Source organism: Pseudomonas sp. GW456-12-10-14-LB2, assembly GCF_002884345.1.
Classification (GTDB): Bacteria; Pseudomonadota; Gammaproteobacteria; order Pseudomonadales; family Pseudomonadaceae; genus Aquipseudomonas; species Aquipseudomonas paraglycinae.
Window position 1 is genome coordinate 1 of the sequence record NZ_POHV01000025.1, and the last position, 23,528, is coordinate 23,528.

Below are 23,528 nucleotides of genomic sequence, written 5' to 3' on the forward strand. Positions count from 1 at the left end.
GATCTGCCGTCCTTCGGCCAGTACCAGACCGCGGCGTACGCGGTTGGCCAGCTCGCGGACATTGCCCGGCCAATCGTCTTCAGGAAGCACCGCGCCCTAGCGGATCTGGTGCTTGTGCAGCAAACGGTAGAAGGTCGGCCGGGAAACCCCCAGCACTTTGGCCGCCACACTGAGATTGTCACTGTGCCGGTTCAATACGTCGCACAACGCCTGGCGTTCGGCGCGGGTCTTGTAGTCTTCAAGCGTGCCCATCGGTGCAGCGATCGACTGTTGGCTGATCAGCCCCAGGTCTCGGGCCTCGATCTGCCGTCCTTCGGCCAGTACCAGACCGCGGCGTACGCGGTTGGCCAGCTCGCGGACATTGCCCGGCCAATCGTGCTTGCCCATGGCGATCAGCGCGTCTTCGCTGAAACTGCGCGGACGACGGCCGGTTTCGTGGCTGTAGAAATGGGAGAAATGGTTGGCCAGCATCGACAGGTCGCCGTGGCGTTCGCGTAACGGCGCGGTGACTACTTGCAGCACATTGAGCCGGTAGTACAAGTCTTCACGAAAGCGTTTCTTCTCGATGGCAGCTTCGAGGTCGACGTGAGTCGCCGCCAGCACCCGCACATCCACCGGTATCGGCTGACTGCCGCCCACCCGTTCAATGTGTTTTTCCTGCAGAAAGCGCAACAGATTGGCTTGCAGTTCCAGCGGCAGATCGCCGATTTCATCGAGAAACAAGGTGCCGCCATTGGCTGCTTCAATACGCCCGACCTTGCGTTGATGCGCACCGGTGAACGCGCCTTTCTCGTGGCCGAACAGCTCGGACTGGATCAAGTGTTCGGGAATCGCTCCGCAGTTGATCGCCACAAACGGTTTGCTGTGGCGTTGCGACTGTCGGTGCAGGGTGCGGGCGACCAGTTCTTTACCGGTGCCGCTTTCGCCACGAATAAGCACTGGCGACTCGGTGGGCGCCAGTTTGCTCAGCAACTTGCGTAGCTCACGGATCGGTTTGCTGTCGCCGAGCAGCTCATGTTCCGGCTGATCCACGTGAATCGTGCCCTGACCGCGCAGGCGCGCCATGCCGAACGCGCGGCCGAGGGTGACCTGCACCCGTGACACGTCGAATGGCAAGGTATGGAAATCGAAAAACCATTCGCAGACGAAATCGCCGACGTTCTGCAAGCGCAGCACTTCCTGATTCAGCACGGCGATCCATTCGGTGCCGCTGCGGCTGATCAGCTCTTTGACGGCTTCGGGGCGTTCCAGGTGAAAAGGCTGTAACCGCAACAGGCCGACATCGCAGCTTCGATCGGCGGCATTTTCCAGGCTACAACTGTCGACGTCCCAACCCACGGCACGTAAACCCGGGAGCAATCGGTGACAGTCGTCGCACGGGTCGACGACCAATAAACGTCTTAATGCAGGCGCTTCGCTCATGACTGTTCCTTGGCGCCAAATTTTAGGAAATGATCGTAAAAACAGTCATTTGGCAAACCTGACTGTTACATTAGCAAGAATTTGACGGCGTCTTGTATCGATTGCTTATAGATGTACAAGTGAAGCAGTTATAAGAAGCCGGTTTATTAGTTAGCTATCGACTTGATTCTTTCGCCAGGCTTTCAAAACCTGTCTGAATATCGAATGTATGAAAGAAAGTCGAAATTTCTTCAGATTCTGTGTGACCCGCCAGCGGGTTGCGTGCATCAGTACAAGTAACTCGCCGAACGGTAAGCCCAACCGACGGCACATCACTTGATTGGGCACTAATAGAGAGAAGACCCCATGACCGCCCCGCTCCGTATCAACGAAGCTCTTTTGATTGCCAACCGCGCATTTAAACCTTTTCAATGCGTCGCCTGGGCACCACAAGACGGCAATGGCGAACTGAGCCTGACCGTCATCGACCGCACCAACTCTCACATCGGTCGTACTCAGATTCCAAGCAGCGCCTACTCCGATCCGGCGCAACTTGAATACCTGCTGCAACAAGCCCGCGCCGAACTGAGCGAAGAAGGTTACGCGCTGCAATCGTGGTCGATGCCACACTGATATTTGCGGGCAATGCGGATGACGATCAAGTCATCCGCCCTCTTCTGTTAGTTGCGGTTATTTTTCCAACTTCAGTCTCTTTGTACAACTTTCCTCAATACTTTCGCGCCTGAATGCTTGGCAGGCTTGCGACTGGTTCAAAAAGACACTGTTCTGGCACAGTGCGACCCTCCACCTGTTAGTTCTGTCAGTTGTACTTGCGCGTATTCAGGGATTGAATGTTCCGCTCATGCAGTTACCCGTTCCGCCTCCCGGAAATCGGTCGACTCGCAAGGAGAAGCATGCATGTCATCCCAGATCGCCATAGCGCTGCCGACGCTTGCGAATAACGCCGGACAACTCGACAAGGCCTTTTCCAGCAACGGTGTGGCACAGGTCTACTTCTCCGGCAGTACGTCCAGCCTGACTCAGAGCGTGGCGCTCGATGGGCAAGGTCGGATTCTGGTCGCCGCCAAGGTGGGCACCGCTCAAGGCAGCCGTTTCGGTCTGGCCCGCCTGCTCGAAGACGGCTCGGCGGATCTGGAGTTCGGTTTTCAAGGCAGCGTGATCGGCCGGTTCGCTGCCGGTTTCGAAGCCACCGGCAGCAAGGTGCAGGTCTTGCCAGACGGGCGGATTCTGCTGGCGGGTCTGCACTACGAATCGGAACATCGCTCCCTGCCCGCCTTGGCTCTGTTCGATGCCCAGGGCCGCCCTGCCCCGGATTTCGGTGACAACGGCCGGAAAATTGTCCGCCTACCCGGCGACCTGTCCATGGGCACCCGCGATGCCTGGCTCCCGCCGGGCGTTCCGGGCGCCGAAGCCTGTGATTTCGCGGTGCAGCCCAACGGGCATATCCTGCTGATCGCCAACCATCACTTCGAACTGGCCGATCACGTCGGCATACTGATTCGCCTCAAACCCGACGGCCGCCTGGATCCCTCCTTCAACGGTCGCGGATTCGTCATGGTTCGCCACTTGCTGCTCAATACCTGGCTCGGCGGCCTGCTGTTGCAAGAAGACGGAAGAATCGTGGTGGCCGGCTCCATCGATTTCCCACAGGAAGGCCTGCTCGCCCGCTATCTGCCGGACGGGCAACTCGACGAACGCTTCGCAGTAGACGGTTTTCTGGCCTTCAAAGTCCACGGGCGCAGTGCGCTGGTCAATCAGGTCATCGAATCGGCAGAGCATCTGCATTGTTTTGGCAGCAGTCGCGATCCGATCCGATGCATGGCGCAGTCTGTTCACGGCAACGGTCGCCCCGACCTGCACTGCAACGGTGGTCAGCCACACCTGCTGGAAGTCGGCCCAAGCGGATGTCAGTGGAGCGCGGCACAAGTGATGCCGGACGAGCGCATCATCGCGGTCGGCGCGACGATCGGCGGGGTTGAAGCTGACTTTATCGTCGCCCGCTATCTGGCCAACGGCAGCCTTGATCGAAGCTTCGGTTCCGGTAATGGCTGGTTGCGTACGCGGCTGGGGCGCAGCCTCGATACCGCTACTTCAGTGGCGATTCAAACGAATGGCGAAATTCTGGTGGGCGGTTATACGCTGGATGGCAACCACCGTGCAGTGGTCGCACGTTATCTGAATCACTGATGCGAACCTTCCCACACTTGATCTTGCCCATCGCTTACGGCAACTTGCGCGCTTCTTAATACAAGGAGCAACCAATGTCCGGTTCGATGGCCCAGGCGTTCGCGCACAACTTTCTCGGGCATTCACCCCGCTGGTACAAGGCGTGCATCGTCGGGTTTCTGCTACTCAATGCGCTTGTGCTGTGGGCCGCAGGTCCCGTCGCCGCCGGATGGTTGCTGGTGATCGAGTTCATTTTCACCCTGGCCATGGCGCTCAAGTGCTACCCGCTGATGCCTGGCGGCTTGCTGCTGATCGAAGCACTGCTGCTGAAAATGACCACGCCGCAGGCTCTGTATGAAGAGCTGCAGCACAATTTCCCGGTGATTCTGCTGCTGATGTTCATGGTCGCCGGCATCTACTTCATGAAAGACCTGCTGCTGTTTCTGTTCTCGCGTCTGTTGCTGGGCGTGCGTTCGAAGGCGCTGCTGGCCCTGATGTTCTGCTTTTTGTCGGCGTTTCTGTCGGCATTTCTCGATGCGCTGACCGTGACCGCAGTGATCATCAGCGCCGCCGTGGGCTTCTATTCGGTTTATCACCGGGTGGCCTCCGGCAACGATCCGCGCCAGGACAGCGAATTCAGCGATGACCAGCATCTGCCCCAGCTGCATCATGAGGATCTGGAACAGTTTCGCGCCTTCCTGCGCAGCCTGTTGATGCACGGCGCCGTCGGTACTGCATTGGGCGGGGTCTGCACCCTGGTGGGCGAACCGCAGAACCTGCTGATCGGCCATGAGATGGGTTGGCACTTCGCCGAATTCTTCCAAAAAGTCGCGCCGGTGTCGCTACCAGTGCTGGTCGCGGGACTGGTGACCTGCCTGCTGCTGGAGAAACTGCGCTGGTTCGGCTACGGCACGCTGCTGCCGGACAACGTACGCGTCGTGCTGGCTAACTACGCCGCTGAAGACAACGCAGAGCGCACCCCGCGCCAACGCGCCGCCCTGCTGGTGCAAGGCTGCGCTGCGCTGATCCTGATTGCCGGGCTGGCGTTCCATATCGCTGAAGTCGGCTTGATCGGCCTGATGGTGATCGTGCTGATCACGGCTTTCACCGGCATCACCGACGAGCACCGACTGGGCAGCGCCTTCAAGGACGCCATGCCGTTCACCGCGCTCTTGGTGGTGTTCTTCGCCGTGGTGGCGGTGATTCACGACCAGCAACTGTTTGCGCCGCTGATCCAGTGGGTGCTGGCACTTCCGGCCGATCAGCAGCCGGGGATGCTGTTCATCGCCAACGGTCTGCTGTCGGCGATCAGTGACAACGTGTTCGTTGCAACAATCTACATCACTGAAGTGAAACAGGCGTTCCTGTCCGGCCACATGAGCCGCGAACACTTCGAGACGCTGGCGATTGCGATCAACACCGGCACCAACCTGCCGAGCGTGGCGACGCCCAATGGTCAGGCAGCATTTCTGTTTCTGCTGACGTCGGCGATTGCACCGCTGGTGCGCTTGTCCTACGGGCGGATGGTGTGGATGGCGTTGCCCTACACCGTGGTGATGGGATTGCTCGGCTGGTACGCCGTGAGTTACTGGCTGTAGAAACAACAACGGGAGCCCTGGGGCTCCCGTTTTTTTATGCTTCGATCAGCGCGGCAAGAGGTACTTTTCGATGGCCTGCGCTACGCCATCCTCTGTGTTCGACCCCGTCACCACGTCGGCCTGACGCTTCACCGCGTCCTCGGCCTGCCCCATGGCAATCGACAACCCGGCAACATGGAACATCGCCGGATCATTGCCGCCATCGCCAATTGCAGCGGTCTGCGCCAGCGGCACGCCCAAATGCGCGGCCAAGGTTGCCAACGCAGCGCCCTTGTTGGCGTCCAGCGCCGTCACGTCAAGGTACACCGGTTGCGAGCGCGACACCTGTGCCAACCCTTCGACCTTCGGCAGCAACTGCGCCTCCAGTTCGATCAGCAGTTCAGTGTTGTTGCTGGTCGCCACAATCTTGTCGATACGTTCCAGATACGGCTCGAAGCTCTCCACCACCACCGGCGGATAACCGAGCCCGTGCTGCTCGCGCGGCACCATCGGCCCGTGCGGATCCTTGAGCAGCCAGTCGCCACCGCTGAACACCCAGATTTCGACATCCGGCTGATCGGCGAACAACGCCAGTGCAGTCAACGCTGCTGTGGCCGGCAGGTAATGCGCAACCAGAATGCTGCCATCCGGATTGACGATCGTGCCGCCATTGAACGCCGCGGTCGGCAGGTCGACGCCCAGCGCTTCGATCTGCTGCAACATGGCTTTGGGCGGACGCCCGGTGGCCAGGCTGAACAGCAGGCCCGCCTCGCGCAGCGCACGAACGGCATCGATGGTGCGCTGGCTCAGACTGTGATCGGGCAGCAACAGCGTGCCGTCCATGTCACTCAACAGAAAACGGATCGGCTCACTCATCCGAGACCATGCCAGACGCGACCATCGCGAGTCAGCAGATCATCGGCGGCTTTCGGCCCGTCTTCGCCAGCGGCGTAGCTCTGCACGCTCGCGTCCTGTTGCCAGGCGTCGAGGAACGGCTGCACCGCGCGCCAGCCGTTCTCGATGTTGTCAGCGCGCTGGAACAGCGTCTGGTCACCGGTCAGGCAGTCGTAGATCAGGGTTTCGTAGCCGGTGGACGGCTGCATTTCGAAGAAGTCCTTGTAGGCGAAACCCAGCTCGATATTGGCCATGTTCAGCGCCGGCCCCGGCCGCTTGGCCAGCAGGTCGAACCACATGCCTTCGTTGGGCTGGATCTGGATACGCAGGTAGGTCGGCTGCAATTCGTCGACCTCGGTATCGCGGAACTGCGCATACGGCGCGGGTTTGAAGCAGATGACGATCTCGGTGTCGCGCACGCTCATGCGTTTGCCGGTGCGCAGGTAGAACGGCACGCCGACCCAGCGCCAGTTGTCGATCATCACTTTGAGCGCCACGTAGGTTTCCGTGGTGCTGTCGGGCGAGACGTTGTTCTCGTCGCGGTAACCGGATACCGGTTTGCCAGCGACTTCACCGGCGCTGTATTGACCGCGCACCGAGTTTTCCCGTGCTTCCTCGGTGGTCCAAGGGCGGATCGCACCGACGACCTTGGCCTTCTCGCCGCGCACCGCATCGGCGCCGAACGCCGCCGGCGGTTCCATGGCGACCATGGCCAGCAACTGGAACAGGTGATTGGGCACCATGTCCCGCAGGGCGCCGGTGTGTTCGTAAAAACTGCCACGGGTTTCGACGCCGACGGTTTCGGCGGCGGTGATCTGCAAGTGGTCGATGTAATGGTTGTTCCAGAACGCTTCGAACAGGCTGTTGGAGAACCGGCTGACCAGAATGTTCTGCACGGTTTCCTTGCCCAGATAGTGATCGATCCGGTAGATCTGCTTTTCCGACATGACCTTGAGCAGGCAGGCGTTCAACGCCTCGGCGGTTTGCAGGTCGGAGCCGAACGGTTTTTCGATCACCACCCTTCTGAAGGCTTCCGGGGTTTCTTCGAGCAATCCGGCGCTGCCGAGACGGCGCACCACTTCGCTGAAGAAACGTGGCGCGGTGGCCAGGTAGAACACCGCATTGCCAGTACCGCTGTCGGCGATTTTCGCCGCCAGGGCTGAATAGGTGCTGTCGTCCAGGAAATCGCCCTGGACGTAGCTGATGCCTTTGGCGAGCTTGGCCCACAAGGCCGGATCAAGCATCTGATCGCCCTTGCCGACCTTCGCTGCCACTTCGGTGCGGATGAAGTCTTCGAGCTTTTGCGCGAAGGCTTCATCGGTGATGGCGTTGTGATCAACGCCGACGATCCGCAGACCCTCATCCAGCAGGCCGTCGCGACTCAGGTTGTACAGCGCCGGCATCAGCAGGCGCTTGACCAGATCACCGTGGGCGCCGAACAAAAACAGCGTGGTCGGTGGCGCGGGTTCTGCCTTGGATTTCCTGCGGATCGTATGGGTCATTTCTTCGGTGTCTCCACATGGCCGCCGAAGCCGAAGCGCTGGGCCGAAAGAATCTTGTCGCCGAAAGTGCCCTGGCCGCGCGAGCGGTAGCGCGAGAACAGCGAGTTGGACAGCACCGGTACCGGCACCTTTTGTTCCATGGCCGCTTCGATGGTCCATTGACCTTCGCCGCTGTCGGCTACGGAGCCGGAGAAACCGTCGAGTTTCGGGTCGACCGCCAGGGCGTCGGCGGTCAGGTCGAGCAGCCAGGACGACACCACGCTGCCACGACGCCAGACTTCGGCAATGTCAGCCACGTTCAGGTCGAAACGCTGGTCTTGCGGCAGAAGCTCGCTGGACTTGGTCTTGAGGATGTCGAAGCCTTCGGCGAACGCCGCCATCATCCCGTACTCGATCCCGTTGTGGATCATCTTGACGAAGTGACCGGCACCGGCGGGACCTGCGTGGATGTAGCCGTGCTCGGCACGGTGGTCATCGGACTTGCGGTCCTTGGTGCGCGGGATGTCACCCATGCCCGGCGCCAGCGCGGCGAACAGCGGATCCAGACGCTTAACGGTCTCGGCATCGCCGCCGATCATCATGCAGTAGCCGCGCTCCAGGCCCCAGACGCCGCCGGAGGTGCCGACGTCGATGTAGTGCAGGCCCTTCTCGGCCAGGGTTTTGGCGCGGCGGATGTCATCCTTATAGTTGGTGTTGCCGCCATCAATAATGGTGTCGCCTGCCTCGAGCAGCGTGCTCAGGGTTTCGATGGTGTCTTCAGTCGGTGCGCCGGCCGGCAGCATGACCCACACCGCACGCGGCTTGGCCAGGCCTGCGACCAGTGCAGGCAGGTCGGCGGCGCCGGTAGAGCCCTCGGCGGCCAGGGTGTCGACAAAGGCGGTATTGCGGTCGTAAACAACGGTGGTGTGACCGTTGAGCATCAGACGTCGCGCAATATTGCCGCCCATGCGGCCCAGTCCAATAATCCCGAGTTGCATGTGCTGATGCTCCTTACTACAAATAAAAGTGTGTCAAAGGTATAGCCCAACGCGACTAATGGAGGTTAGTCCAGAGCGTCGGGTTGAAGTTTCCGTGCATTGTGCCCGATCCAGACTGATAACGTCGGGAAACGTGTCGAAGACACAACGACCATGAAAAATAAAAAAGTTCCATTCACGAGCAAAAGAAATCAAAATCGGCGCCGATAGCAGGTCAAGGCCCGAAACCGGGGCTGATCTGCAGTTGAGACACGCCATTTGCGAGGTGAGCAATGGGCACAGTACACACAGCAATGCCGCCACAAACCCTGTACGTCACCATCCGTCGCGATGAATTGCGACAGTTGAAAGATGAACGCGATCAGCTCAAGCAGGAACTCGCGCAATTGCGCCTGCTGACCCAAGGCGCCGAGCCACAGCCCTTGCCGCGCGTACAGCGCTCGCCCCACGCCTGATCTCCCCGCCCGCTTCGGGAGCGGCCATTGCCGTTCCCGACATGCTGCACCTCCTGCCTGTTTCGGCAACTAACAAAGTTTTCACATTGGCTTGTTGATACTCCGGCGCATTCTGGCCGTGCGTGTCTGCGCATGGCCTCCGTTCGTCGGGTTCATACGCGGTTACATGAAGCGCCCGGCGGTGGATGTGACGACTGAGCTGGAGTGCTGAATGGCGGTGTTCAAACGCAGCAATACGACTGCGACAGGTTTCGACTGGGCCGGTTTTATCTGGCTGTTCGTGTTTTTCTGGTACTTCTCCGGTATCACCCAACTGCTGATCCAGTTGACGGGCACTTCAGGGTTCACGGGCTTTCGCCAGGCCTTCGTGATGAGCGCCGTGTGGCTCGCGCCGATGTTGTTGTTCCCCAAACGCACCCGTTTGCTCGCCGCGCTGATCGGCGTGGTGCTGTGGGCCTGCTCGATGGCCAGCCTGGGGTATTTCTTCATCTATCAGCAGGAATTCTCCCAGAGCGTCATCTTCATCATGTTCGAATCGAACGTGTCCGAAGCCGGCGAGTACATGACCCAGTACTTTGCCTGGTGGATGGTTCCGGCGTTCCTCGCACACACTGCGTTCTCGTACTTTCTGTGGACCCGCCTGCGTCCGGTGTACTTGCCCCGTGGCCGGGCACTCGTCGCCGCCATGGCGATTCTGGTGGCCGTGATCGGCTACCCGCTGGTCAAGCAGACAATGCGCACGGGCAGCCTTGCTGGCGGTTTCGAGAAATTCGAGACCCGCATCGAGCCGGCCGTGCCGTGGCAGATGGCCGTGGCGTACCACCGCTATCAGGACACCCTGGCCGACATGCAGGGCATGCTGCACAGCGCGAGCAAGATCCCGCCGCTGAAAAACCTCAAGGACTCGGGCGCCAACCAGCCGGCAACCCTGGTGCTGGTGATCGGCGAATCCACCAACCGCCAGCGCATGAGCCTCTACGGCTACCCGCGTAAAACCACGCCGGAGCTGGACAAGCTCAAGGATCAGCTGTCGATCTTCGACAACGTCATCACCCCGCGCCCTTACACGATTGAAGCGCTGCAACAGGTGCTGACCTTCGCCGACGAAGAAAACCCGGACCTGTACCTGTCCACGCCGTCGCTGGTCAGCATGATGAAACAGGCCGGCTACAAGACGTTCTGGATCACCAACCAGCAGACCATGACCAAACGCAACACCATGCTCACGACCTTCTCCGAACAGGCCGACGAGCAGGTGTACCTGAACAACAACCGCAACCAGAACGCCGCCCAGTACGACGGCGACGTGATCGAGCCGTTCAACAAGGCCCTGGCCGACGCGGCGCCGCGCAAGTTGATCGTCGTGCACCTGCTCGGTACGCACATGAGCTACCAGTACCGTTATCCGCCGAGCTTCGACAAGTTCCAGGATCGCAACGGCGTTCCGGCCGGTGTGCGTGACGATCAGGTGCCGACCTACAACAGCTACGACAATGCCGTGCTGTACAACGATTTCGTGGTCTCGAGCCTGATCAAGGACTACGCCAAATCCGATCCTAACGGCTTTTTGCTGTACCTCTCCGACCATGGTGAAGACGTGTTCGACTCGGTCGGCCACAGCACCTTGGGTCGCAACGAAAACAAGCCGACCGCACCGATGTACACCATTCCGTTCATGGCCTGGGCGTCGCCGAAGTGGCGTGAAAACCACGACTGGAGTTTCGCCGGGGATCTGAGCCGCCCTTACAGCAGCTCGCACCTGATCCACACCTGGGCGGACCTGGCCGGTTTGAGTTTCGATGAACTGGATCGCACCAAGAGCGTGGTCAGCGACAGCTTCAAGCCGCGTCCGCTGTTGATCGGCAACCCTTACGAACGCGAACAGCGGGCTCTGATCGACTTCAGCCTGATGAAGCCGAAGAAACCCGCCACTGCGACCACGGAAGTGGTTCTGCAACAGTAACGAAAAGGGCCGGAAACGGCCCTTTTTGACATTTACAGCCGCACTGCCCCCTCCTTCCTTACGACCAGCACGCGTCATTCACGCGTGCAGCGTTCGTCCGATACGCCGTGGAAACACCCTGTAAAACCTACACTGAACGAGCGTTAACCTCTTGTTAATGCCCTCGACGGACACTGCGCCCCGAGGCCCTGATTCATGGACGAACGGCTCCGACATTTTTCGTAGGAGGCACCATGAAAACCACGACTGCAATTCTTGCAGGCCTGCTTACCCTCGCATCCGCCAGCGCATTCGCCGAAGGCGGCGCCGAGCGCATGAGACATTACTGGGCCAATTTCCCGGTTCATTCCGCACAGAGCCAGCAGGCTGAGGCGAAGACCAACGAACTCAAGGTTCCGGACGACCAGACCGCCCAGGTCACCGAGTCCTATCGCCCTTGAGCGAACGCTTTACCGATGGACCTGCGATGGCTCCGCTCTGGCCCCGCAGATGACAGTTGGGCGCCCTGTTCGGGCGCCTTTTTTTATGCCTGCAGATCCTTGATCCAGAACAGCATGCGCCCGTGACTGGGGTCGAACATGCCCGGCGCGAAGCCGAACTTGGCGTAGGAGTTTTGCGCCACGGCATTGCCTTCAAGTACTTCCAGAGTGATCTTGCAGCAACCGCGCTGACGGGCTATTTCCTCGACCTTGCGCAGCATTTTCTGGCTCAACCCCAGACCGCGAAACTTGGTCACCACCGACACGTCATGCACGTTGACCAGCGGCTTGCAGGCAAACGTGGAAAACCCTTCAAAGCAGTTCACCAGCCCCGCCGGCTCGCCACCGACAAAGGCCAGGACGCTGAACGCGTGGGGCCGCTTGGCCAGTTCGGCGGGCAGTTGCTGCAACAGTTCGGGGGCAATGGGATGGCCGCCGCCCATCGGGTCATCGGCGTAATGATTGAGCACCACACCGATGGCCTCGGCATGCACCGGGTTGGTGTAACTGGCTTGAAGCACAAGAATTTCTGCGGAATCCATTTCCTTCCTCGATCGCACGGGGCCCCGGCGCGTTTGATACGCACTGATAGGCTCGGCGACCTTAGCGCGAGGCAGGCCCCGGCCACAACCCGACGTATTCAGTGGCCCCAGATGAGTTCTTCAGTCCAGCCCAGCTCGGCGAAATCCTCGGCTCGCAGACCGGACTCGCCGGCACAGAAAAACTCGTCCAGTTGCGGCGGTTTCACCGAGGTGCCACTGAGCATCGCGTGGACCTGGCCACGATGATGGATCTGATGCTCGAAAAGGTGGGAAATCATCCGCAGCCGACTGTCGTGCTGCGGCGTGTCGCGGGCGATCGTGACGATGCGCCCCAGATCGGCATCGCGCAGTTGCTCGCAGTAGGCGATCAGCCGACGGTCGACATGGTCCTGCTCACGGCGCAGGGCCTGCGCCTCGGTGAAGGGCTCGTCAGCGTTGAAGAACACGTAGCAATCGGGATGCGGTTCGTCACCGCGCAACTCGCGCTCCAGCGCATCGACGTAGAACCAGTCGCAGGTCAGGATGTGATTGAGGGTCAGGCGGATGCTCGGGAAGAAACTCACCCGTGGCGCTGCCAGCTGCGCATCATCGAGCTGGCTCCAGGCCTTGGCCAGTCGATGGTTGGCCCAAGCGTTCTGATAAGCCATGGTCAGCAAATGATGGGACAGTGGCTGAGTCATGTCGCGCCCTCCGTGTTTCAGGTCTCGGCGAAGCGTTGCAGCTGCATCTCCTGCAAGCGGCTGAGGGTCCGGCGGAACGGGAATTCCAGGTAGCCCTCGGTGTACAGCGCGTCCATCGGCACTTCGGCCTCAATGTACAGCGGCACCTTGCGGTCGTAGCACTCGTCGACCAGCGCGATGAACCGGCGCACGCCGTCGTCGTGCACCGACAACTGCGGCAATTCGCGATCGCCGGCCACTACCCGTTCCGCGCCGTCCTCGGTGCCACGGGCAATCCGCCCTTCGCGCTTTTTCGCGCTGAGGTTCGGCACCTCGCTCAACAGGATAGCCCGGTAGGTGTCGCACAGCGCGATGAAGTCCATGGCGGCGAACGGTTGCTCGCACAGGTCGCTGTAACGACACCACAGCACCGAATCGCCGGCCTGTACCACGTTCAAAGCACGGTAACCGACCGGCACCGGTTCGGCACTGACGGTCTGCCCGGCGGCCAATGCGTCGAACACCTGACTTAGCTCGCTACCCTGCCCCGCAGAGGCGACCCAATAGCGTTGTTCGACAGCGCCGGGATGCAAGCGGTGATCGTCGGCGCCATTCACCGCGACCACTTGCATGTGCTGCTTGATCGCGGTGATTGCCGGCAGGAAGCGATCGCGGTTGAAGCCGTCGGCATACAGCTGATCCGGCGGCAGGTTAGAGGTGCAGACCACCACCACACCTTCATCGAACATCACCTGAAACAGTCGTCCGAGAATGATCGCGTCACCGATGTCATTGACGAACAGTTCATCGAAACACAGCACCCGCACCTCGACCGCCAACTCACGAGCCAGGGCCCTCAATGGATCGGCGATCCCGGTCAGTTGAAAGGAACGCTGGTGCACCCAGCCCATGAAGTGATGAAAGTGCTGCCGCCGCGCCGGCACCCGCAGGCTTTGGTGGAATTGATCCATCAGCCAGGTCTTGCCGCGCCCGACCGGGCCCCACAGGTAAACGCCGGTGACCGAACGGGCACCGGCGTGCAGGGCTTCATGGCATTTTTGCAAGGCCCAGACCGCGTGTTCCTGGGCTTCATCCTGGATGAAGCCCTTGTGGTCGACGGCGTATTGCCAGGCGCTCAAAGGGGAGTCGAAAGTCATGCGCGGCAGTATGCCACGATGGCTACAGGGAAATATCCAGCCGAGCGATTTTGCCCTGTTCGTTGAGCCGGAACGTGTAGCGCAGCTCCAGCGGACTGCCGGGGAACGTTCCGGAGATCAGCCCTTGCACCAGCACCTTGCCGGTGCGCTGCTGGACGCCGAGTACTTCGACCCGTGGCTGATAGCGCTGGGCGGTGTCTTGCATCCAGTCGGCGATGGCCTGCGGGCCGACCTGATGATGGCCTTCATCGAACACATGGGCATCCTCGGCAAAAAAACTGCCGACCCGGGACGTATCGCGAGCATTGGCGGCGTTGATGTATTCAACGATGGCCGGGGCGAGGATCGAGGTGGGGTGGAACATGATTACAGCTCCTTTTTTCGGGTTCTGTCGCCATCCTAGAACAGCCCTGCGTCAATTCCTGTCAGGAGTGAAACGGCCATTTTCGTCCAGTTGCATCTGCCGCTGCCAGGTGCGCAACAGGTCGCTGCGCCGCCCCGGATAGCGCTCGCCCTGCAGGCTCGCCGCGGCAATCCGGTCGGTGCGAAAGGTGCGATAGGCGCCGCGCAATTCACACCACGCCACGATGATCCGCACCTCATTGAGAAAACCCAGCGCCAGTGGCCAGATCAAGCGCTGGCTCTGCACCTGCTGCGCATCGGCGTAATCGATGTGCAGCTTGGACTGATCGCGGATCGCGTGACGGAAAACGTTCAACGGCACCGCGTTTTGCGGAAAACCGTAACCCGGCGGCCCGGGCATGACGGTCGGGTTGCGCAGCGCTTCCTGGGCCTGCGGGTCCAGCACCGCAGCGATTTTCGCCAGCGCATCCGCCGCAGCCTTGCTCAGCACCTCGTCGCCACGCTGATCGACATAACGCAGGCCCAGCACGATGGCTTCGGTCTCGTCGGCGTTGAGCATCAGCGGCGGCAGAAACAGACCGCTGCGCAATACGTAACCGATGCCCGCCTCGCCATGGATCGGCGCGCCGAGTGCGGTCAGTTCGGCGATGTCGCGATAGAGCGTGCGTTCGGAGATTTCCAGCTCGCAGGCCAGCGTTGCCGCGGTCACCGGGCGCTTCTTGCCACGCAGCACTTGCAACAGGGTCAACAGGCGTGTGGTTCGCGACACGGTGTGAGGCTCCGGGCAAAAATTTGCCGGAGCTTAGCAGAGCCTAGTGTCAGAAATTGTCAGGAGCTTTCACCAGACTCGGAGGGGATCACGCGTCGACTTTGTGCCGGGCCGCATACAGGCAAAGCATCTCCATGGCCAGGGTTGCCGCCGCCAGCGACGTCACGTCCGCGTGGTCATAGGCCGGGGCCACTTCCACCACGTCCATGCCCACCAGATTGATGCCGCGCAGGCCGCCAAGGATCTCCAGCGCCTGCACCGTGCTCAACCCGCCGCAGACCGGCGTACCGGTGCCCGGTGCAAAGGCCGGATCGAGGCAATCGATGTCGAACGTCAGGTACACCGGGTTATCCCCGACTCGCGCACGAATGGCCTCGACGATCGCCTCACAACCACGGCGATGCACCTGCCGCGCGTCCAGCACCTGAAAACCCTGATGATCGTCGTTGGTGGTGCGCAAACCGATCTGCACCGAACGCGCCGGATCCACCAGCCCTTCCCGCGCGGCGTGCCAGAACATGGTGCCGTGATCGACCCGCTTGCCACCCTCGTCCGGCCAGGTGTCGCTGTGTGCATCGAAGTGGATCAGCGACAGCGTGCCGTGCTTGCGCGCATGGGCCTTGAGCAGCGGGTAACTGATGAAGTGGTCGCCACCAAAGGTGAGCATGGCGCTGCCGGAGCTGAGGATGTGCTCGGCGTGGGCCTCGATGCTTTCCGGAATGGTGTGCGGCGAGCCGTAATCGAAGTCGCAATCGCCGTAATCGATCACCGCCAGATGATCGAACGGGTCGAACGCCCACGGCCAGTGCCGTTCCCAGGCAATCCCGGTGGACGCCGCACGAATTCCGCGCGGCCCGAAACGCGCGCCGGGACGGTTGCTGGTGGCGGTGTCGAACGGCACACCGCTGACCGCCACGTCCACGCCGCGCAAGTCACGGCTGTAGCGCCGGCGCATGAAACTGGTGATCCCGGCGTAGGTGCTTTCGGCAGCAGTGCCGTAAAGGCTGTCACGGGTCAGGGCCTGATCGTTTTGCATGGGCACGTCCATCGGTGTGTTCCTGTTGTTATGAAGGGCTATTGGCGGCTACGGAAGGTGGTCCACAGGCGTGTGCGCTGGCGCATGTCCTTGAGGCTCATGCTGTGGTCGGCGTACAGCCGCTCGCGCACTTCGAGTTTCGGGAAAATGTCCGGATCATTGCGCACCGCTTCGTCCACAAGCGGCGTGGCGGCCTGGTTGGCGGTGGCGAAGAACAGCGTATTGGTCAGCGCCGCCACGGATTCGGGGCGCAACATGAATTCGATGAAGGTGCGTGCGGCTTCGGGGTGCGGCGCGTCTTTGGGGATGGCGAGGTTGTCCTGCCACACCAGCGTGCCTTCCTTGGGAATCCGGTAAGCGACCTCAAACGGCTTGTTGGCCTTGCGCGCCTGATCGGCAGCCATGCTCGCGTCACCGTTATAGGTCAGCGCCAGGCAGACGCTGCCGTTGGCCAGATCGCTGATCTGCCGGCCGGTGGCGACGTACAGCACCGAGGGCTGCAACTTCTGCAACAAGGCTTCGGCGGCGGCCAGATCGGTCTTGTCGGTGCTGTAGGGATCTTTACCGAGATAGTGCAGCGCCAGGCCGATCACTTCCTGAGGCGAGTCGAGAATCGCAATCCCGCAATCCTTGAGTTTGCTGGCATATTCTGGCTTGAACAGCAGATCGAGGCTGTTGAGCGGCACATCCGGCAGCCGCTGTTTGACTGCCTCGACGTTCATGCCCAGGCCGAGGGTGCCCCAGGTGTAAGGCACGCCGTAGCGGTTGCCGGGATCGACCGCCGCCAGTTTTTCCAGCAGATCCGGATCGAGATTGGCGTAACCCTTAAGCCCTTCGTGAGGGATTTCCTTCAGCGCGCCGGCGGCCAAACCACGGGCCAACACGCTGGACGATGGCACCACCACGTCATAGCCACTGCCGCCCGTAAGCAGCTTGGTTTCCAGCACCTCGGAGGTATCAAAAGTGTCGTAGCGCACGTGGATGCCGGTTTCCTTTTCGAAGCGCTGCAAGGTTTCAGGCGCCACGTAATCGGCCCAGCTGTAGAGATTGAGGGTTTTCTCTTCGGCCTGGGCGGCGATGGAGACGGTAAGCAACAAAGCGGGCAAACACAGCTTGAAGACGGGAGCCATGACGAACACCTGACCGAAGGAAGTGGTGGCAGGATGCGCCGTCGGATACATTCGAGAAATATCAAGTTTGTTAACCTGACTTTATCCCGGAGTAATGTGATGCTCGGTCAGCTCCACGATGTCGATCTTCAGCTTCTGCGGCTGTTTCTCGGCGTGGTCGAATCCAATGGTTTCAGTGCTGCTCAAGGTGAACTGGGCCTGAGCCAGTCGAGCATCAGCCAGCAAATGGCCAAGCTTGAAACCCGTCTCGGCTATCGGGTGTGCAACCGTGGCAAGGCCGGTTTCAGCCTGACGCCCAAGGGCGAACAGCTGTTGATTGCCGCCCGGGCGCTGTTCGATTCGATCGAAACCTTCCGCCATCAATCCAACGGCGTCGCCGGACGATTGATCGGTGAAGTGCGGCTGGGTCTGTCGGAAGCGGTCGATCAGTCGGTGCTTCAACGGGTGGCGGATGCGATCCGGCGGTTTCGCGAGCGGGACGAATCAGTGCGCATCGAACTGATCAGCGCCATGCCCGGCGAAATGGAGCGTCTGTTGCTGCAACAGCGGCTGGACCTGGCCATCGGTTATTTCTCCCAGGTGCAGAGCGCGTTCGACTATCGCGAGCTGTTCAGCGAAACCCAGCATCTGTATTGCGCCCCCGGTCATCCGCTGTTTACCGACGATGCTCCCGATGACGCCGCGTTGCAGGCCTGCGACCGGGTCGATCACCCCTACCGGTTCCTGCGCAGTGACGAGCCGTTTCAGGGCAAGGTCTGCTCGGCGCGCTCGGAACAGGTCGAAGGCACCCTCGCCTTCATTCTCTCCGGCAAGCACGTCGGTTATCTGCCCAACCATTACGCCCGCCAATGGCAGGACAAGGGCCTGTTGCGCCCGGTGCGCGAAGGCGAGTTGAGCTTTGACGTGGCGTTCCACTTGGCCCGCCATCGGGCGCAGGTGCCCGGCGATGCACAGAAGGCTTTTGAAGAAGATCTGCTGTCAGCCTTTGGTCGAACCTGATCATTTTTTGGAACGCGGAGCGTCCCCGGCTGCATTCCCACGCAGAGCGTGGGAACGATCATGCGTTGCCCTCGCCTCCCGCTTACGGCATCCTGCGCACCCATTTTCCGACCCGGCCCCGCATTGCGGCACGCAAACCACCATGACCGTCTCTGAAAAAGCCCCGCGCAACAACGATCTGATCTACGGCCTCAACGACCGTCCGCACTTCACCGCAACGGTGTTTGCCGCCCTGCAACACGTGTTGGCCAGCTTCGTCGGCATCATCACCCCGACCCTGATCATGGGCGGTGCCCTCGGCCTGCAAAGTGAAATCCCGTACCTGATCAGCATGGCGCTGTTCGTCTCGGGCCTCGGCACCTTCGTTCAGGCCAAGCGCTTCGGCCCGGTCGGTTCGGGGCTGCTGTGCCTGCAAGGCACCAGTTTTTCCTTTATCAGCGTGATTCTCAGCGCCGGTTTCATGGTCAAGGCCCGGGGCGGCGGCACCGATGAAATCCTCTCGACGATCTTCGGCGTGTGCTTCTTCGCCGCCTTCATCGAAGTGGTGCTGAGCCAGTTTATCGGCAGGTTGCGCATGCTGATCACCCCGGTGGTCACCGGCACCATCATCACCCTGATGGGCCTGTCGCTGATCAAAGTGGCGATGACCGACATTGCCGGCGGCTTCGGCGCGGCGGATCTGGGCGCGGCCAGCCATGTGTTCCTGGCGGCGCTGGTGCTGGGCACCATTGTGGTGTTGAACCGGGTTGATGTGCCGTTCCTGCGGCTGGGCGCAATCGTCATCGGCCTGACCCTCGGCTACGTGGTGGCGTGGCTGATGGGCACCGTAGACTTTGCCAACCTGCCCGAAGTGCCGGTGGTCAGCGTGCCAGTGCCGTTCAAGTATGGTTTCAACTTCGATTGGGTGGCGTTCGTGCCGGTGGCAGTGATTTTCCTGGTGTCGCCGCTGGAAGCGGCCGGTGACCTGACTGCCAACTCGATGATTTCCCGGCAACCGGTGAAAGGCCCGCTGTACATTCGCCGGATCAAGTCCGGGCTGCTCGCCGATGGCCTCAACTCGGCCATGGCGGCGGTTTTCAACAGCATGCCGATGGTGACTTTCGCCCAGAACAACGGGGTGATCCAGCTCACCGGCGTCGCCAGCCGTTACGTCGCGTTCTTCATCGCCGGCCTGCTGGTGTTGCTGGGACTGTTCCCGATGATCGGTGCGGTGCTGCAACTGATGCCGAAACCGGTGCTCGGCGGCGCAGAGCTGGTGATGTTCGGCACCGTAGCCGTGGCCGGGATCAAGATCCTCGCCGAGGCCGGCCTGCATCGGCGCAACATGCTGATCGTGGCGATTTCCGTCGGCATGGGCCTGGGCATCGCTGCCGTGCCGGAAGTGCTGCGCGAACTGCCGCAGGCGCTGCGCAACATCTTCGAATCGCCGATTACCGTCGGCGCACTGTGTGCCATCGTGCTGAATATCTTCCTGCCGGAAGAATTCATCGAACTGGAAGAAGATGACTTCGACCCGGAAGCCTCTATCCTTCAGGTCATGGAAAACCCCGACCTGCCGGCCAAAGCTGAACCCGCATCAACAGCCGCTGTCGCACAGTTGAACCGTTGATCCTGTCCGCTCGATGAAAAAAGGGCTGATACCGGCGACGGTTCAGCCCTTTTTCAATGAGAGAGCATCAATGCGCCGCCTCCATGCCGTCATCCTGTCCCTGCTTCTGCTCTCCCTCAGCGCCTGTGCGCTGTTTCCCAACCGCGACCCGGTGAACATCAACGTGGTCGGCCTCGAACCGCTGCCGAGCCAGGATCTGGAAGTGCGCTTCGCGATCAAGCTGCGGGTGCAGAACCCCAACGAAACGCCCATCGACTACAACGGCATCGCGCTGGATCTGGAGGTCAACGGCCACTCCCTGGCGTCGGGCGTTAGCGATCAGAGCGGCTCGATTCCACGGTTCTCCGAAACCATCGTCAGCGTCCCGGTGAGCATTTCCGCGTTCTCGGTGCTGCGCCAGACCTTGGGCCTGAGCCAGACGCAAACCCTCGACAACCTGCCCTATGTGCTGCGCGGCAAACTTGCGGGCGGGTTGTTTGGCACGATGCGTTTTGTCGACACCGGCAAGCTGAGTCTGCCGAGAGCCAGTGCCGCAACCTGGTAAAGATGCGGTAGCCTGCAGCGTTTACTATCAGAAACATGGAAGCCGCAGGTTTATGGAAGACATCCCCACGCTGTACACCGAACGACTGATCTTGCGTCCGCTTGAATTGGCGGACGCCGAGGCCATTCAGCAGCAATTCCCCCACTGGGAAGTGGTGCGTTATCTGAACATCTTCGTGCCCTGGCCTTATCCGGACGACGGCGCCCTCACCTACCTGCGTGACATTGCGCTGCCTGCCATTGCGGCAGACAAAGAGTGGCACTGGACGATTCGCCTAAAATCGGCGCCAGAGCAATTGATCGGCAACATCAGCCTGATGGACGAGCCGGACAACCACCGTGGGTTCTGGCTCGCCCCGGCCTGGCAGGGTCAGGGCTTCATGACCGAAGCCAGCGAAGCCGTGACCCGGTACTGGTTCGAAACCCTCGATCAACCGTTGATGCGCGTGCCGAAAGCCGCACCGAACCTTGGTTCGCGAAAGCTCTCGGAGCGCAGCGGCATGCGCTTGATTCGCACGGACGAGGATGACTTTGTCGGCGGTCGCTTCCCACGGGAAATCTGGGAAATCACCCGCGAAGAATGGCGGCGCCGACAATCCGTCAAACCGTGAAACGCACGCCCGGTTTAGCCCGCTCGTCGACGCTCAACTCGAACACATCCGGCCGCGCATAGTGGCCGACCACGTCGTAGTCGTAGCGGGCGCGCACCAGTTCGGCGGTGTCGATCTCGGCGGTGAGCAAGCCGGCCTCGCCGCGCAACGGCCCGGCCAGCACGTCGCCCATCGGCCCGACGATCACGCTGCCGCCGGCGATCAGCGGTCGATCCCCCGGCCAGTTGGCAACTTCCACCCCCAGTTCATTCGGCGAGGCCTGGACCTGACAGGCGCTGACCACAAAACAGCGCCCTTCATGGGCGATGTGGCGCATGCTGACCTGCCACATCTCGCGCTCATCCACAGTCGGCGCGCACCAGACCTCGATGCCCTTGGCATACATCGCCGTGCGCATCAGCGGCATCATGTTTTCCCAGCAGATTACGGCGCCGAGCTTGCCGACCTGAGTGTCGAGCACCGGCAGCGTCGAACCGTCGCCCTTGCCCCAGATCAGCCGTTCGGTGCCGGTAGGCATCAGCTTGCGGTGTTTGGCCACGAGTCCTGCCTGCGGGTCGAAATAAAGCGCGGTGCAGTGCAAGGTGCTGCCGGCCCGTTCGATCACGCCGATCACCAGATTGGCCCCGGTGCGTGCCGACAGACCGGCCAGCGCTTCGGTTTCCGCACCGGGCACATCGATAGCGTTGGCGAAGTAACGGGCGTAGGCCTCGCGGCCTTCCGGCAAGCGGTAACCCAGTTGCGTGCCAAAGCCCTCGCCCTTCGGGTAACCGCCGAGCAACGCTTCGGGCATCACCACCAGCGCGGCGCCGGACTCGATGATCGCGGTTTCCCAGCTCAGGATCTGTTCCAGGGTCTCAGCCTTGCCACCGGGCAAGGCGCCGATCTGCAGGGCGGCAACGATTGATTTGGGCATGGCGGTCACTCCGTGAAGTTCAGGTGTTGCTCATTCTCCGGCGCCACGGGATCATGAATAAAGACCGATCCACTGCTGAATGATATGAGCCAGATGAATATCGCGACCGTCGACCTCAACCTGCTGAAAGTCTTTGAAGCCCTGCATGAAGAGTCCAGCGCCAGCCGCGCGGCGTTGCGCCTGGGCGTGACCCAGTCAGCGGTCAGCGCGGCCTTACGGCGGTTGCGCGAGGTGTATGGCGATCAATTGTTCGTGCGCACCGGCCGGGGACTGGCGCCGACGCTCAAGGCCAATCAGTTGAAACCGGTGGTCAGCGATGCGCTGAACAAGTGTCGGCAAAGCCTGGCCATGGTCGACCCGACGGCCAATTACTACGAAGGACGCTCGGTCACCGTGGGCCTCTCGGACGATTTCGAGATCGCTTACGGCCGGCGACTGATCGAGGAAATCGCCCGTCGTGCACCAAAACTGCGGCTGATTTTTCGCCAGACCCACAGTCAGATCGTCGCCCGGGCACTGATGGAACGCAGCATCGACTTGGCAATTACCGCCGGCGGGTTCGCCGAGCGGCTGCTCAGCCGTCAGGTGTTGGGTGAAGGGGGTTACGCGTGTCTGGTGGATCCGGCGAGCCTGGCGCCGGGTCAGCAGCAGATCGATCTGGAGGAGTTCGTCACCCGCGAGCACCTTCTGGTGTCGTCGGGCGGTTTTATCGGGATCACCGATGAAGGGCTGGCGGCGCTGGGCCGCAGCCGCCGGGTCTGCGCCTCGACCACGCATTTCGCGGCATTACCGCACCTGCTCAAGGGCAGCGATGCGGTGGCGACCATTCCGGCCCACGCCGCGCAGGCCATTGCCGTAATGAGCGGGCTGGCGCTGCTGCCCTGCCCGCTGGCGCTGCCGCGTTACCCGATCGAACTGGGCTGGCGCACCAGCACCCAGATCGATCCGGTGGTGCTGACGGTGCGCGAAGCAATTGGCTCCAGTTTCAGGGCCGAGTGATTACTTGTTGGCCGCCATCAGGCGATTGACTTCACTGCGCACCATGTTGGCGAATTCCGGAGGCGACATGCCGTCCAGTTCAGCGCGAACGAACTCGGCCCATTTGCCCTTGCGTTTGGAGCGCTCGCCGAACAACCGCGCGGCTTCGCCCTTGGCTTTGCCCAGATTGTTCTGCCAGAGTTCGAACAGTCGGGATTTTTCATCTTCCAGCGCGGCGCGCTCTGCGAGGGATTTGTCGGCCAGATTGAAACTCATCGGGAATTACCTGCTGCATGAAATGGCGACATCTTACACTCTGGACGGAAACCTCTGACGCTGGTTTTTGCTCCGGATGGAAAATCGCTGCAACTTTTCAAGTCGCGCCACACTCCATTGTTCACTGTCCATTCACCTGCAAGGAGTCACCCAATGGCCCGCAAAAGCGCCGTTCAAGCCGCTGAAGACCAAATCAAGGATCAAGCGTTCAGCGAACTTCAGGCTCTGATCGAAGAGTCGGACAAACTGCTCAAGAGCAGTGCTTCACTGGTCGGCGAGGAAGCGGAAACCCTGCGCGGACAAATCGCCCTGAAATTGCAGCAGGCACTGGATTCGGTATCCAGTGTGCGTGACCGCACCAAACCGGCGGTGGACGCCACCGAGAGCTACATCGGCGGTCATCCGTGGCAGACCGTGGCGATTTCCGCCGGGTTCGGTCTGGTGGTCGGATTGCTGCTCGGTCGCCGCTGAGCGCGAACAAAAAAGGCGAGCCCTCGGGCTCGCCTTT

At 61.1% G+C, this 23,528-nt stretch carries 25 protein-coding genes; 12 read left to right on the top strand and 13 right to left on the bottom strand.

Annotated features, from left to right (window positions below):
- Nucleotides 1-96: 96 nt before the first annotated feature.
- Nucleotides 97-1,422 carry a sigma-54 dependent transcriptional regulator gene (locus C1X29_RS17960; RefSeq protein ID WP_007957480.1) on the bottom strand — a complete coding sequence of 442 codons (1,326 nt, stop codon included), beginning with the start codon at nucleotides 1,420-1,422 and terminating at the stop codon, nucleotides 97-99.
- Nucleotides 1,423-1,767: 345 nt separating this feature from the next.
- On the opposite strand from C1X29_RS17960, the gene C1X29_RS17965 reads away from it, so the two are divergent.
- The 3 genes from C1X29_RS17965 (at nucleotide 1,768) to nhaB (ending at nucleotide 5,186) form a co-directional block, all read left to right on the top strand.
- Nucleotides 1,768-2,034, top strand: coding sequence for a hypothetical protein (locus tag C1X29_RS17965; protein WP_085745783.1), 267 nt, complete (start codon nucleotides 1,768-1,770; stop codon nucleotides 2,032-2,034).
- 285 nt (nucleotides 2,035-2,319) lie between these two features.
- The gene (locus tag C1X29_RS17970) at nucleotides 2,320-3,609 is read left to right on the top strand and encodes a hypothetical protein (RefSeq protein ID WP_102718015.1); all 1,290 of its coding nucleotides are present in this window, start codon (nucleotides 2,320-2,322) and stop codon (nucleotides 3,607-3,609) included.
- 74 nt (nucleotides 3,610-3,683) lie between these two features.
- Nucleotides 3,684-5,186: a sodium/proton antiporter NhaB gene (gene nhaB / locus C1X29_RS17975; protein ID WP_102686237.1), complete on the top strand. Its 1,503-nt coding sequence runs from the start codon at nucleotides 3,684-3,686 to the stop codon at nucleotides 5,184-5,186.
- A 45-nt stretch (nucleotides 5,187-5,231) separates the two neighbouring features.
- On the opposite strand, the gene C1X29_RS17980 is transcribed toward nhaB, so the two are convergent.
- The 3 genes from C1X29_RS17980 to gnd are packed head-to-tail and all read right to left on the bottom strand — an operon-like array spanning nucleotide 5,232 to nucleotide 8,538.
- Nucleotides 5,232-6,041, bottom strand: a complete 810-nt coding sequence (locus C1X29_RS17980; RefSeq protein ID WP_102686238.1) for an HAD family hydrolase — start codon at nucleotides 6,039-6,041, stop codon at nucleotides 5,232-5,234.
- A complete protein-coding gene (zwf, locus tag C1X29_RS17985; RefSeq protein ID WP_102718016.1) occupies nucleotides 6,038-7,561 on the bottom strand; it encodes a glucose-6-phosphate dehydrogenase in 1,524 nt (507 codons plus the stop codon). The genes C1X29_RS17980 and zwf overlap by 4 nt, the downstream gene beginning before the upstream one ends.
- The gene (gene gnd, locus C1X29_RS17990; RefSeq protein WP_102718017.1) at nucleotides 7,558-8,538 is read right to left on the bottom strand and encodes a phosphogluconate dehydrogenase (NAD(+)-dependent, decarboxylating); all 981 of its coding nucleotides are present in this window, start codon (nucleotides 8,536-8,538) and stop codon (nucleotides 7,558-7,560) included. The genes zwf and gnd overlap by 4 nt, the downstream gene beginning before the upstream one ends.
- A gap of 272 nt (nucleotides 8,539-8,810) precedes the next feature.
- On the opposite strand from gnd, the gene C1X29_RS17995 reads away from it, so the two are divergent.
- The 3 genes from C1X29_RS17995 to C1X29_RS18005 all read left to right on the top strand — a co-directional run bounded on the left by C1X29_RS17995 (nucleotide 8,811) and on the right by C1X29_RS18005 (nucleotide 11,396).
- Nucleotides 8,811-8,993 carry a DUF6026 family protein gene (locus C1X29_RS17995; protein ID WP_007957508.1) on the top strand — a complete coding sequence of 61 codons (183 nt, stop codon included), beginning with the start codon at nucleotides 8,811-8,813 and terminating at the stop codon, nucleotides 8,991-8,993.
- Between the two features lie 211 nt (nucleotides 8,994-9,204).
- Nucleotides 9,205-10,956 (top strand): phosphoethanolamine transferase CptA, encoded by a 1,752-nt coding sequence (locus tag C1X29_RS18000; RefSeq protein WP_102718018.1) that lies wholly within the window; start codon nucleotides 9,205-9,207, stop codon nucleotides 10,954-10,956.
- Nucleotides 10,957-11,189: 233 nt separating this feature from the next.
- Nucleotides 11,190-11,396 (top strand): hypothetical protein, encoded by a 207-nt coding sequence (locus C1X29_RS18005; RefSeq protein ID WP_085603949.1) that lies wholly within the window; start codon nucleotides 11,190-11,192, stop codon nucleotides 11,394-11,396.
- An 83-nt stretch (nucleotides 11,397-11,479) separates the two neighbouring features.
- On the opposite strand, the gene C1X29_RS18010 is transcribed toward C1X29_RS18005, so the two are convergent.
- The 7 genes from C1X29_RS18010 to C1X29_RS18040 form a co-directional block, all read right to left on the bottom strand.
- Nucleotides 11,480-11,977 carry a GNAT family N-acetyltransferase gene (locus C1X29_RS18010; protein ID WP_102718019.1) on the bottom strand — a complete coding sequence of 166 codons (498 nt, stop codon included), beginning with the start codon at nucleotides 11,975-11,977 and terminating at the stop codon, nucleotides 11,480-11,482.
- Between the two features lie 98 nt (nucleotides 11,978-12,075).
- On the bottom strand, nucleotides 12,076-12,657 hold the full coding sequence (locus tag C1X29_RS18015; protein ID WP_102718020.1) for a DinB family protein: 582 nt from the start codon (nucleotides 12,655-12,657) through the stop codon (nucleotides 12,076-12,078).
- Between the two features lie 17 nt (nucleotides 12,658-12,674).
- The gene (zapE, locus tag C1X29_RS18020) at nucleotides 12,675-13,793 is read right to left on the bottom strand and encodes a cell division protein ZapE (RefSeq protein ID WP_102718021.1); all 1,119 of its coding nucleotides are present in this window, start codon (nucleotides 13,791-13,793) and stop codon (nucleotides 12,675-12,677) included.
- 22 nt (nucleotides 13,794-13,815) lie between these two features.
- Nucleotides 13,816-14,157, bottom strand: a complete 342-nt coding sequence (locus tag C1X29_RS18025; protein WP_064596354.1) for a nuclear transport factor 2 family protein — start codon at nucleotides 14,155-14,157, stop codon at nucleotides 13,816-13,818.
- 51 nt (nucleotides 14,158-14,208) lie between these two features.
- Nucleotides 14,209-14,925 (bottom strand): YafY family protein, encoded by a 717-nt coding sequence (locus tag C1X29_RS18030; RefSeq protein ID WP_102718022.1) that lies wholly within the window; start codon nucleotides 14,923-14,925, stop codon nucleotides 14,209-14,211.
- Nucleotides 14,926-15,013: 88 nt separating this feature from the next.
- Complete coding sequence (gene speB / locus C1X29_RS18035; protein ID WP_064381781.1) at nucleotides 15,014-15,973, bottom strand: agmatinase; 960 nt, start codon at nucleotides 15,971-15,973, stop codon at nucleotides 15,014-15,016.
- A 26-nt stretch (nucleotides 15,974-15,999) separates the two neighbouring features.
- A complete protein-coding gene (locus tag C1X29_RS18040; RefSeq protein WP_102718052.1) occupies nucleotides 16,000-17,091 on the bottom strand; it encodes a polyamine ABC transporter substrate-binding protein in 1,092 nt (363 codons plus the stop codon).
- Between the two features lie 99 nt (nucleotides 17,092-17,190).
- On the opposite strand from C1X29_RS18040, the gene C1X29_RS18045 reads away from it, so the two are divergent.
- From C1X29_RS18045 to C1X29_RS18060, 4 genes are all read left to right on the top strand, one after another.
- Nucleotides 17,191-18,090, top strand: a complete 900-nt coding sequence (locus tag C1X29_RS18045; protein WP_102686246.1) for a LysR family transcriptional regulator — start codon at nucleotides 17,191-17,193, stop codon at nucleotides 18,088-18,090.
- 142 nt (nucleotides 18,091-18,232) lie between these two features.
- Entirely contained in the window at nucleotides 18,233-19,699 is a 1,467-nt protein-coding gene (locus C1X29_RS18050) for a nucleobase:cation symporter-2 family protein (protein ID WP_102718023.1), read from the top strand.
- A gap of 70 nt (nucleotides 19,700-19,769) precedes the next feature.
- A complete protein-coding gene (locus C1X29_RS18055) occupies nucleotides 19,770-20,243 on the top strand; it encodes an LEA type 2 family protein (protein WP_085745798.1) in 474 nt (157 codons plus the stop codon).
- A 52-nt stretch (nucleotides 20,244-20,295) separates the two neighbouring features.
- A complete protein-coding gene (locus C1X29_RS18060) occupies nucleotides 20,296-20,853 on the top strand; it encodes a GNAT family N-acetyltransferase (RefSeq protein ID WP_102718024.1) in 558 nt (185 codons plus the stop codon).
- On the opposite strand, the gene C1X29_RS18065 is transcribed toward C1X29_RS18060, so the two are convergent.
- On the bottom strand, nucleotides 20,843-21,766 hold the full coding sequence (locus C1X29_RS18065) for a carbon-nitrogen hydrolase family protein (RefSeq protein ID WP_085611692.1): 924 nt from the start codon (nucleotides 21,764-21,766) through the stop codon (nucleotides 20,843-20,845). The genes C1X29_RS18060 and C1X29_RS18065 overlap by 11 nt on opposite strands.
- Nucleotides 21,767-21,850: 84 nt before the next feature.
- Between C1X29_RS18065 and C1X29_RS18070 the strand changes: the two genes are divergently transcribed.
- Nucleotides 21,851-22,765 (top strand): LysR family transcriptional regulator, encoded by a 915-nt coding sequence (locus tag C1X29_RS18070; protein WP_102686249.1) that lies wholly within the window; start codon nucleotides 21,851-21,853, stop codon nucleotides 22,763-22,765.
- Here the strand turns inward: C1X29_RS18070 and C1X29_RS18075 are convergent, their stop codons facing one another.
- Nucleotides 22,766-23,020 carry a hypothetical protein gene (locus C1X29_RS18075; RefSeq protein WP_007957535.1) on the bottom strand — a complete coding sequence of 85 codons (255 nt, stop codon included), beginning with the start codon at nucleotides 23,018-23,020 and terminating at the stop codon, nucleotides 22,766-22,768.
- 153 nt (nucleotides 23,021-23,173) lie between these two features.
- On the opposite strand from C1X29_RS18075, the gene C1X29_RS18080 reads away from it, so the two are divergent.
- Nucleotides 23,174-23,491, top strand: coding sequence for a YqjD family protein (locus C1X29_RS18080; protein ID WP_016982860.1), 318 nt, complete (start codon nucleotides 23,174-23,176; stop codon nucleotides 23,489-23,491).
- Nucleotides 23,492-23,528 lie beyond the last annotated feature (37 nt).

Excerpts from the sequence above, each read along its gene's own strand:
- C1X29_RS17960 (WP_007957480.1), bottom strand. The coding sequence starts at position 1,422 with ATGAGCGAAGCGCCTGCATTAAGACGTTTATTGGTCGTCGACCCGTGC.
- C1X29_RS17965 (WP_085745783.1), top strand. The coding sequence starts at position 1,768 with ATGACCGCCCCGCTCCGTATCAACGAAGCTCTTTTGATTGCCAACCGC.
- C1X29_RS17970 (WP_102718015.1), top strand. The coding sequence starts at position 2,320 with ATGTCATCCCAGATCGCCATAGCGCTGCCGACGCTTGCGAATAACGCC.
- nhaB (WP_102686237.1), top strand. The coding sequence starts at position 3,684 with ATGTCCGGTTCGATGGCCCAGGCGTTCGCGCACAACTTTCTCGGGCAT.
- C1X29_RS17980 (WP_102686238.1), bottom strand. The coding sequence starts at position 6,041 with ATGAGTGAGCCGATCCGTTTTCTGTTGAGTGACATGGACGGCACGCTG.
- zwf (WP_102718016.1), bottom strand. The coding sequence starts at position 7,561 with ATGACCCATACGATCCGCAGGAAATCCAAGGCAGAACCCGCGCCACCG.
- gnd (WP_102718017.1), bottom strand. The coding sequence starts at position 8,538 with ATGCAACTCGGGATTATTGGACTGGGCCGCATGGGCGGCAATATTGCG.
- C1X29_RS17995 (WP_007957508.1), top strand. The coding sequence starts at position 8,811 with ATGGGCACAGTACACACAGCAATGCCGCCACAAACCCTGTACGTCACC.
- C1X29_RS18000 (WP_102718018.1), top strand. The coding sequence starts at position 9,205 with ATGGCGGTGTTCAAACGCAGCAATACGACTGCGACAGGTTTCGACTGG.
- C1X29_RS18005 (WP_085603949.1), top strand. The coding sequence starts at position 11,190 with ATGAAAACCACGACTGCAATTCTTGCAGGCCTGCTTACCCTCGCATCC.
- C1X29_RS18010 (WP_102718019.1), bottom strand. The coding sequence starts at position 11,977 with ATGGATTCCGCAGAAATTCTTGTGCTTCAAGCCAGTTACACCAACCCG.
- C1X29_RS18015 (WP_102718020.1), bottom strand. The coding sequence starts at position 12,657 with ATGACTCAGCCACTGTCCCATCATTTGCTGACCATGGCTTATCAGAAC.
- zapE (WP_102718021.1), bottom strand. The coding sequence starts at position 13,793 with ATGACTTTCGACTCCCCTTTGAGCGCCTGGCAATACGCCGTCGACCAC.
- C1X29_RS18025 (WP_064596354.1), bottom strand. The coding sequence starts at position 14,157 with ATGTTCCACCCCACCTCGATCCTCGCCCCGGCCATCGTTGAATACATC.
- speB (WP_064381781.1), bottom strand. The coding sequence starts at position 15,973 with ATGGACGTGCCCATGCAAAACGATCAGGCCCTGACCCGTGACAGCCTT.
- C1X29_RS18040 (WP_102718052.1), bottom strand. The coding sequence starts at position 17,091 with ATGGCTCCCGTCTTCAAGCTGTGTTTGCCCGCTTTGTTGCTTACCGTC.
- C1X29_RS18045 (WP_102686246.1), top strand. The coding sequence starts at position 17,191 with ATGCTCGGTCAGCTCCACGATGTCGATCTTCAGCTTCTGCGGCTGTTT.
- C1X29_RS18050 (WP_102718023.1), top strand. The coding sequence starts at position 18,233 with ATGACCGTCTCTGAAAAAGCCCCGCGCAACAACGATCTGATCTACGGC.
- C1X29_RS18055 (WP_085745798.1), top strand. The coding sequence starts at position 19,770 with ATGCGCCGCCTCCATGCCGTCATCCTGTCCCTGCTTCTGCTCTCCCTC.
- C1X29_RS18060 (WP_102718024.1), top strand. The coding sequence starts at position 20,296 with ATGGAAGACATCCCCACGCTGTACACCGAACGACTGATCTTGCGTCCG.
- C1X29_RS18065 (WP_085611692.1), bottom strand. The coding sequence starts at position 21,766 with ATGCCCAAATCAATCGTTGCCGCCCTGCAGATCGGCGCCTTGCCCGGT.
- C1X29_RS18070 (WP_102686249.1), top strand. The coding sequence starts at position 21,851 with ATGAGCCAGATGAATATCGCGACCGTCGACCTCAACCTGCTGAAAGTC.
- C1X29_RS18075 (WP_007957535.1), bottom strand. The coding sequence starts at position 23,020 with ATGAGTTTCAATCTGGCCGACAAATCCCTCGCAGAGCGCGCCGCGCTG.
- C1X29_RS18080 (WP_016982860.1), top strand. The coding sequence starts at position 23,174 with ATGGCCCGCAAAAGCGCCGTTCAAGCCGCTGAAGACCAAATCAAGGAT.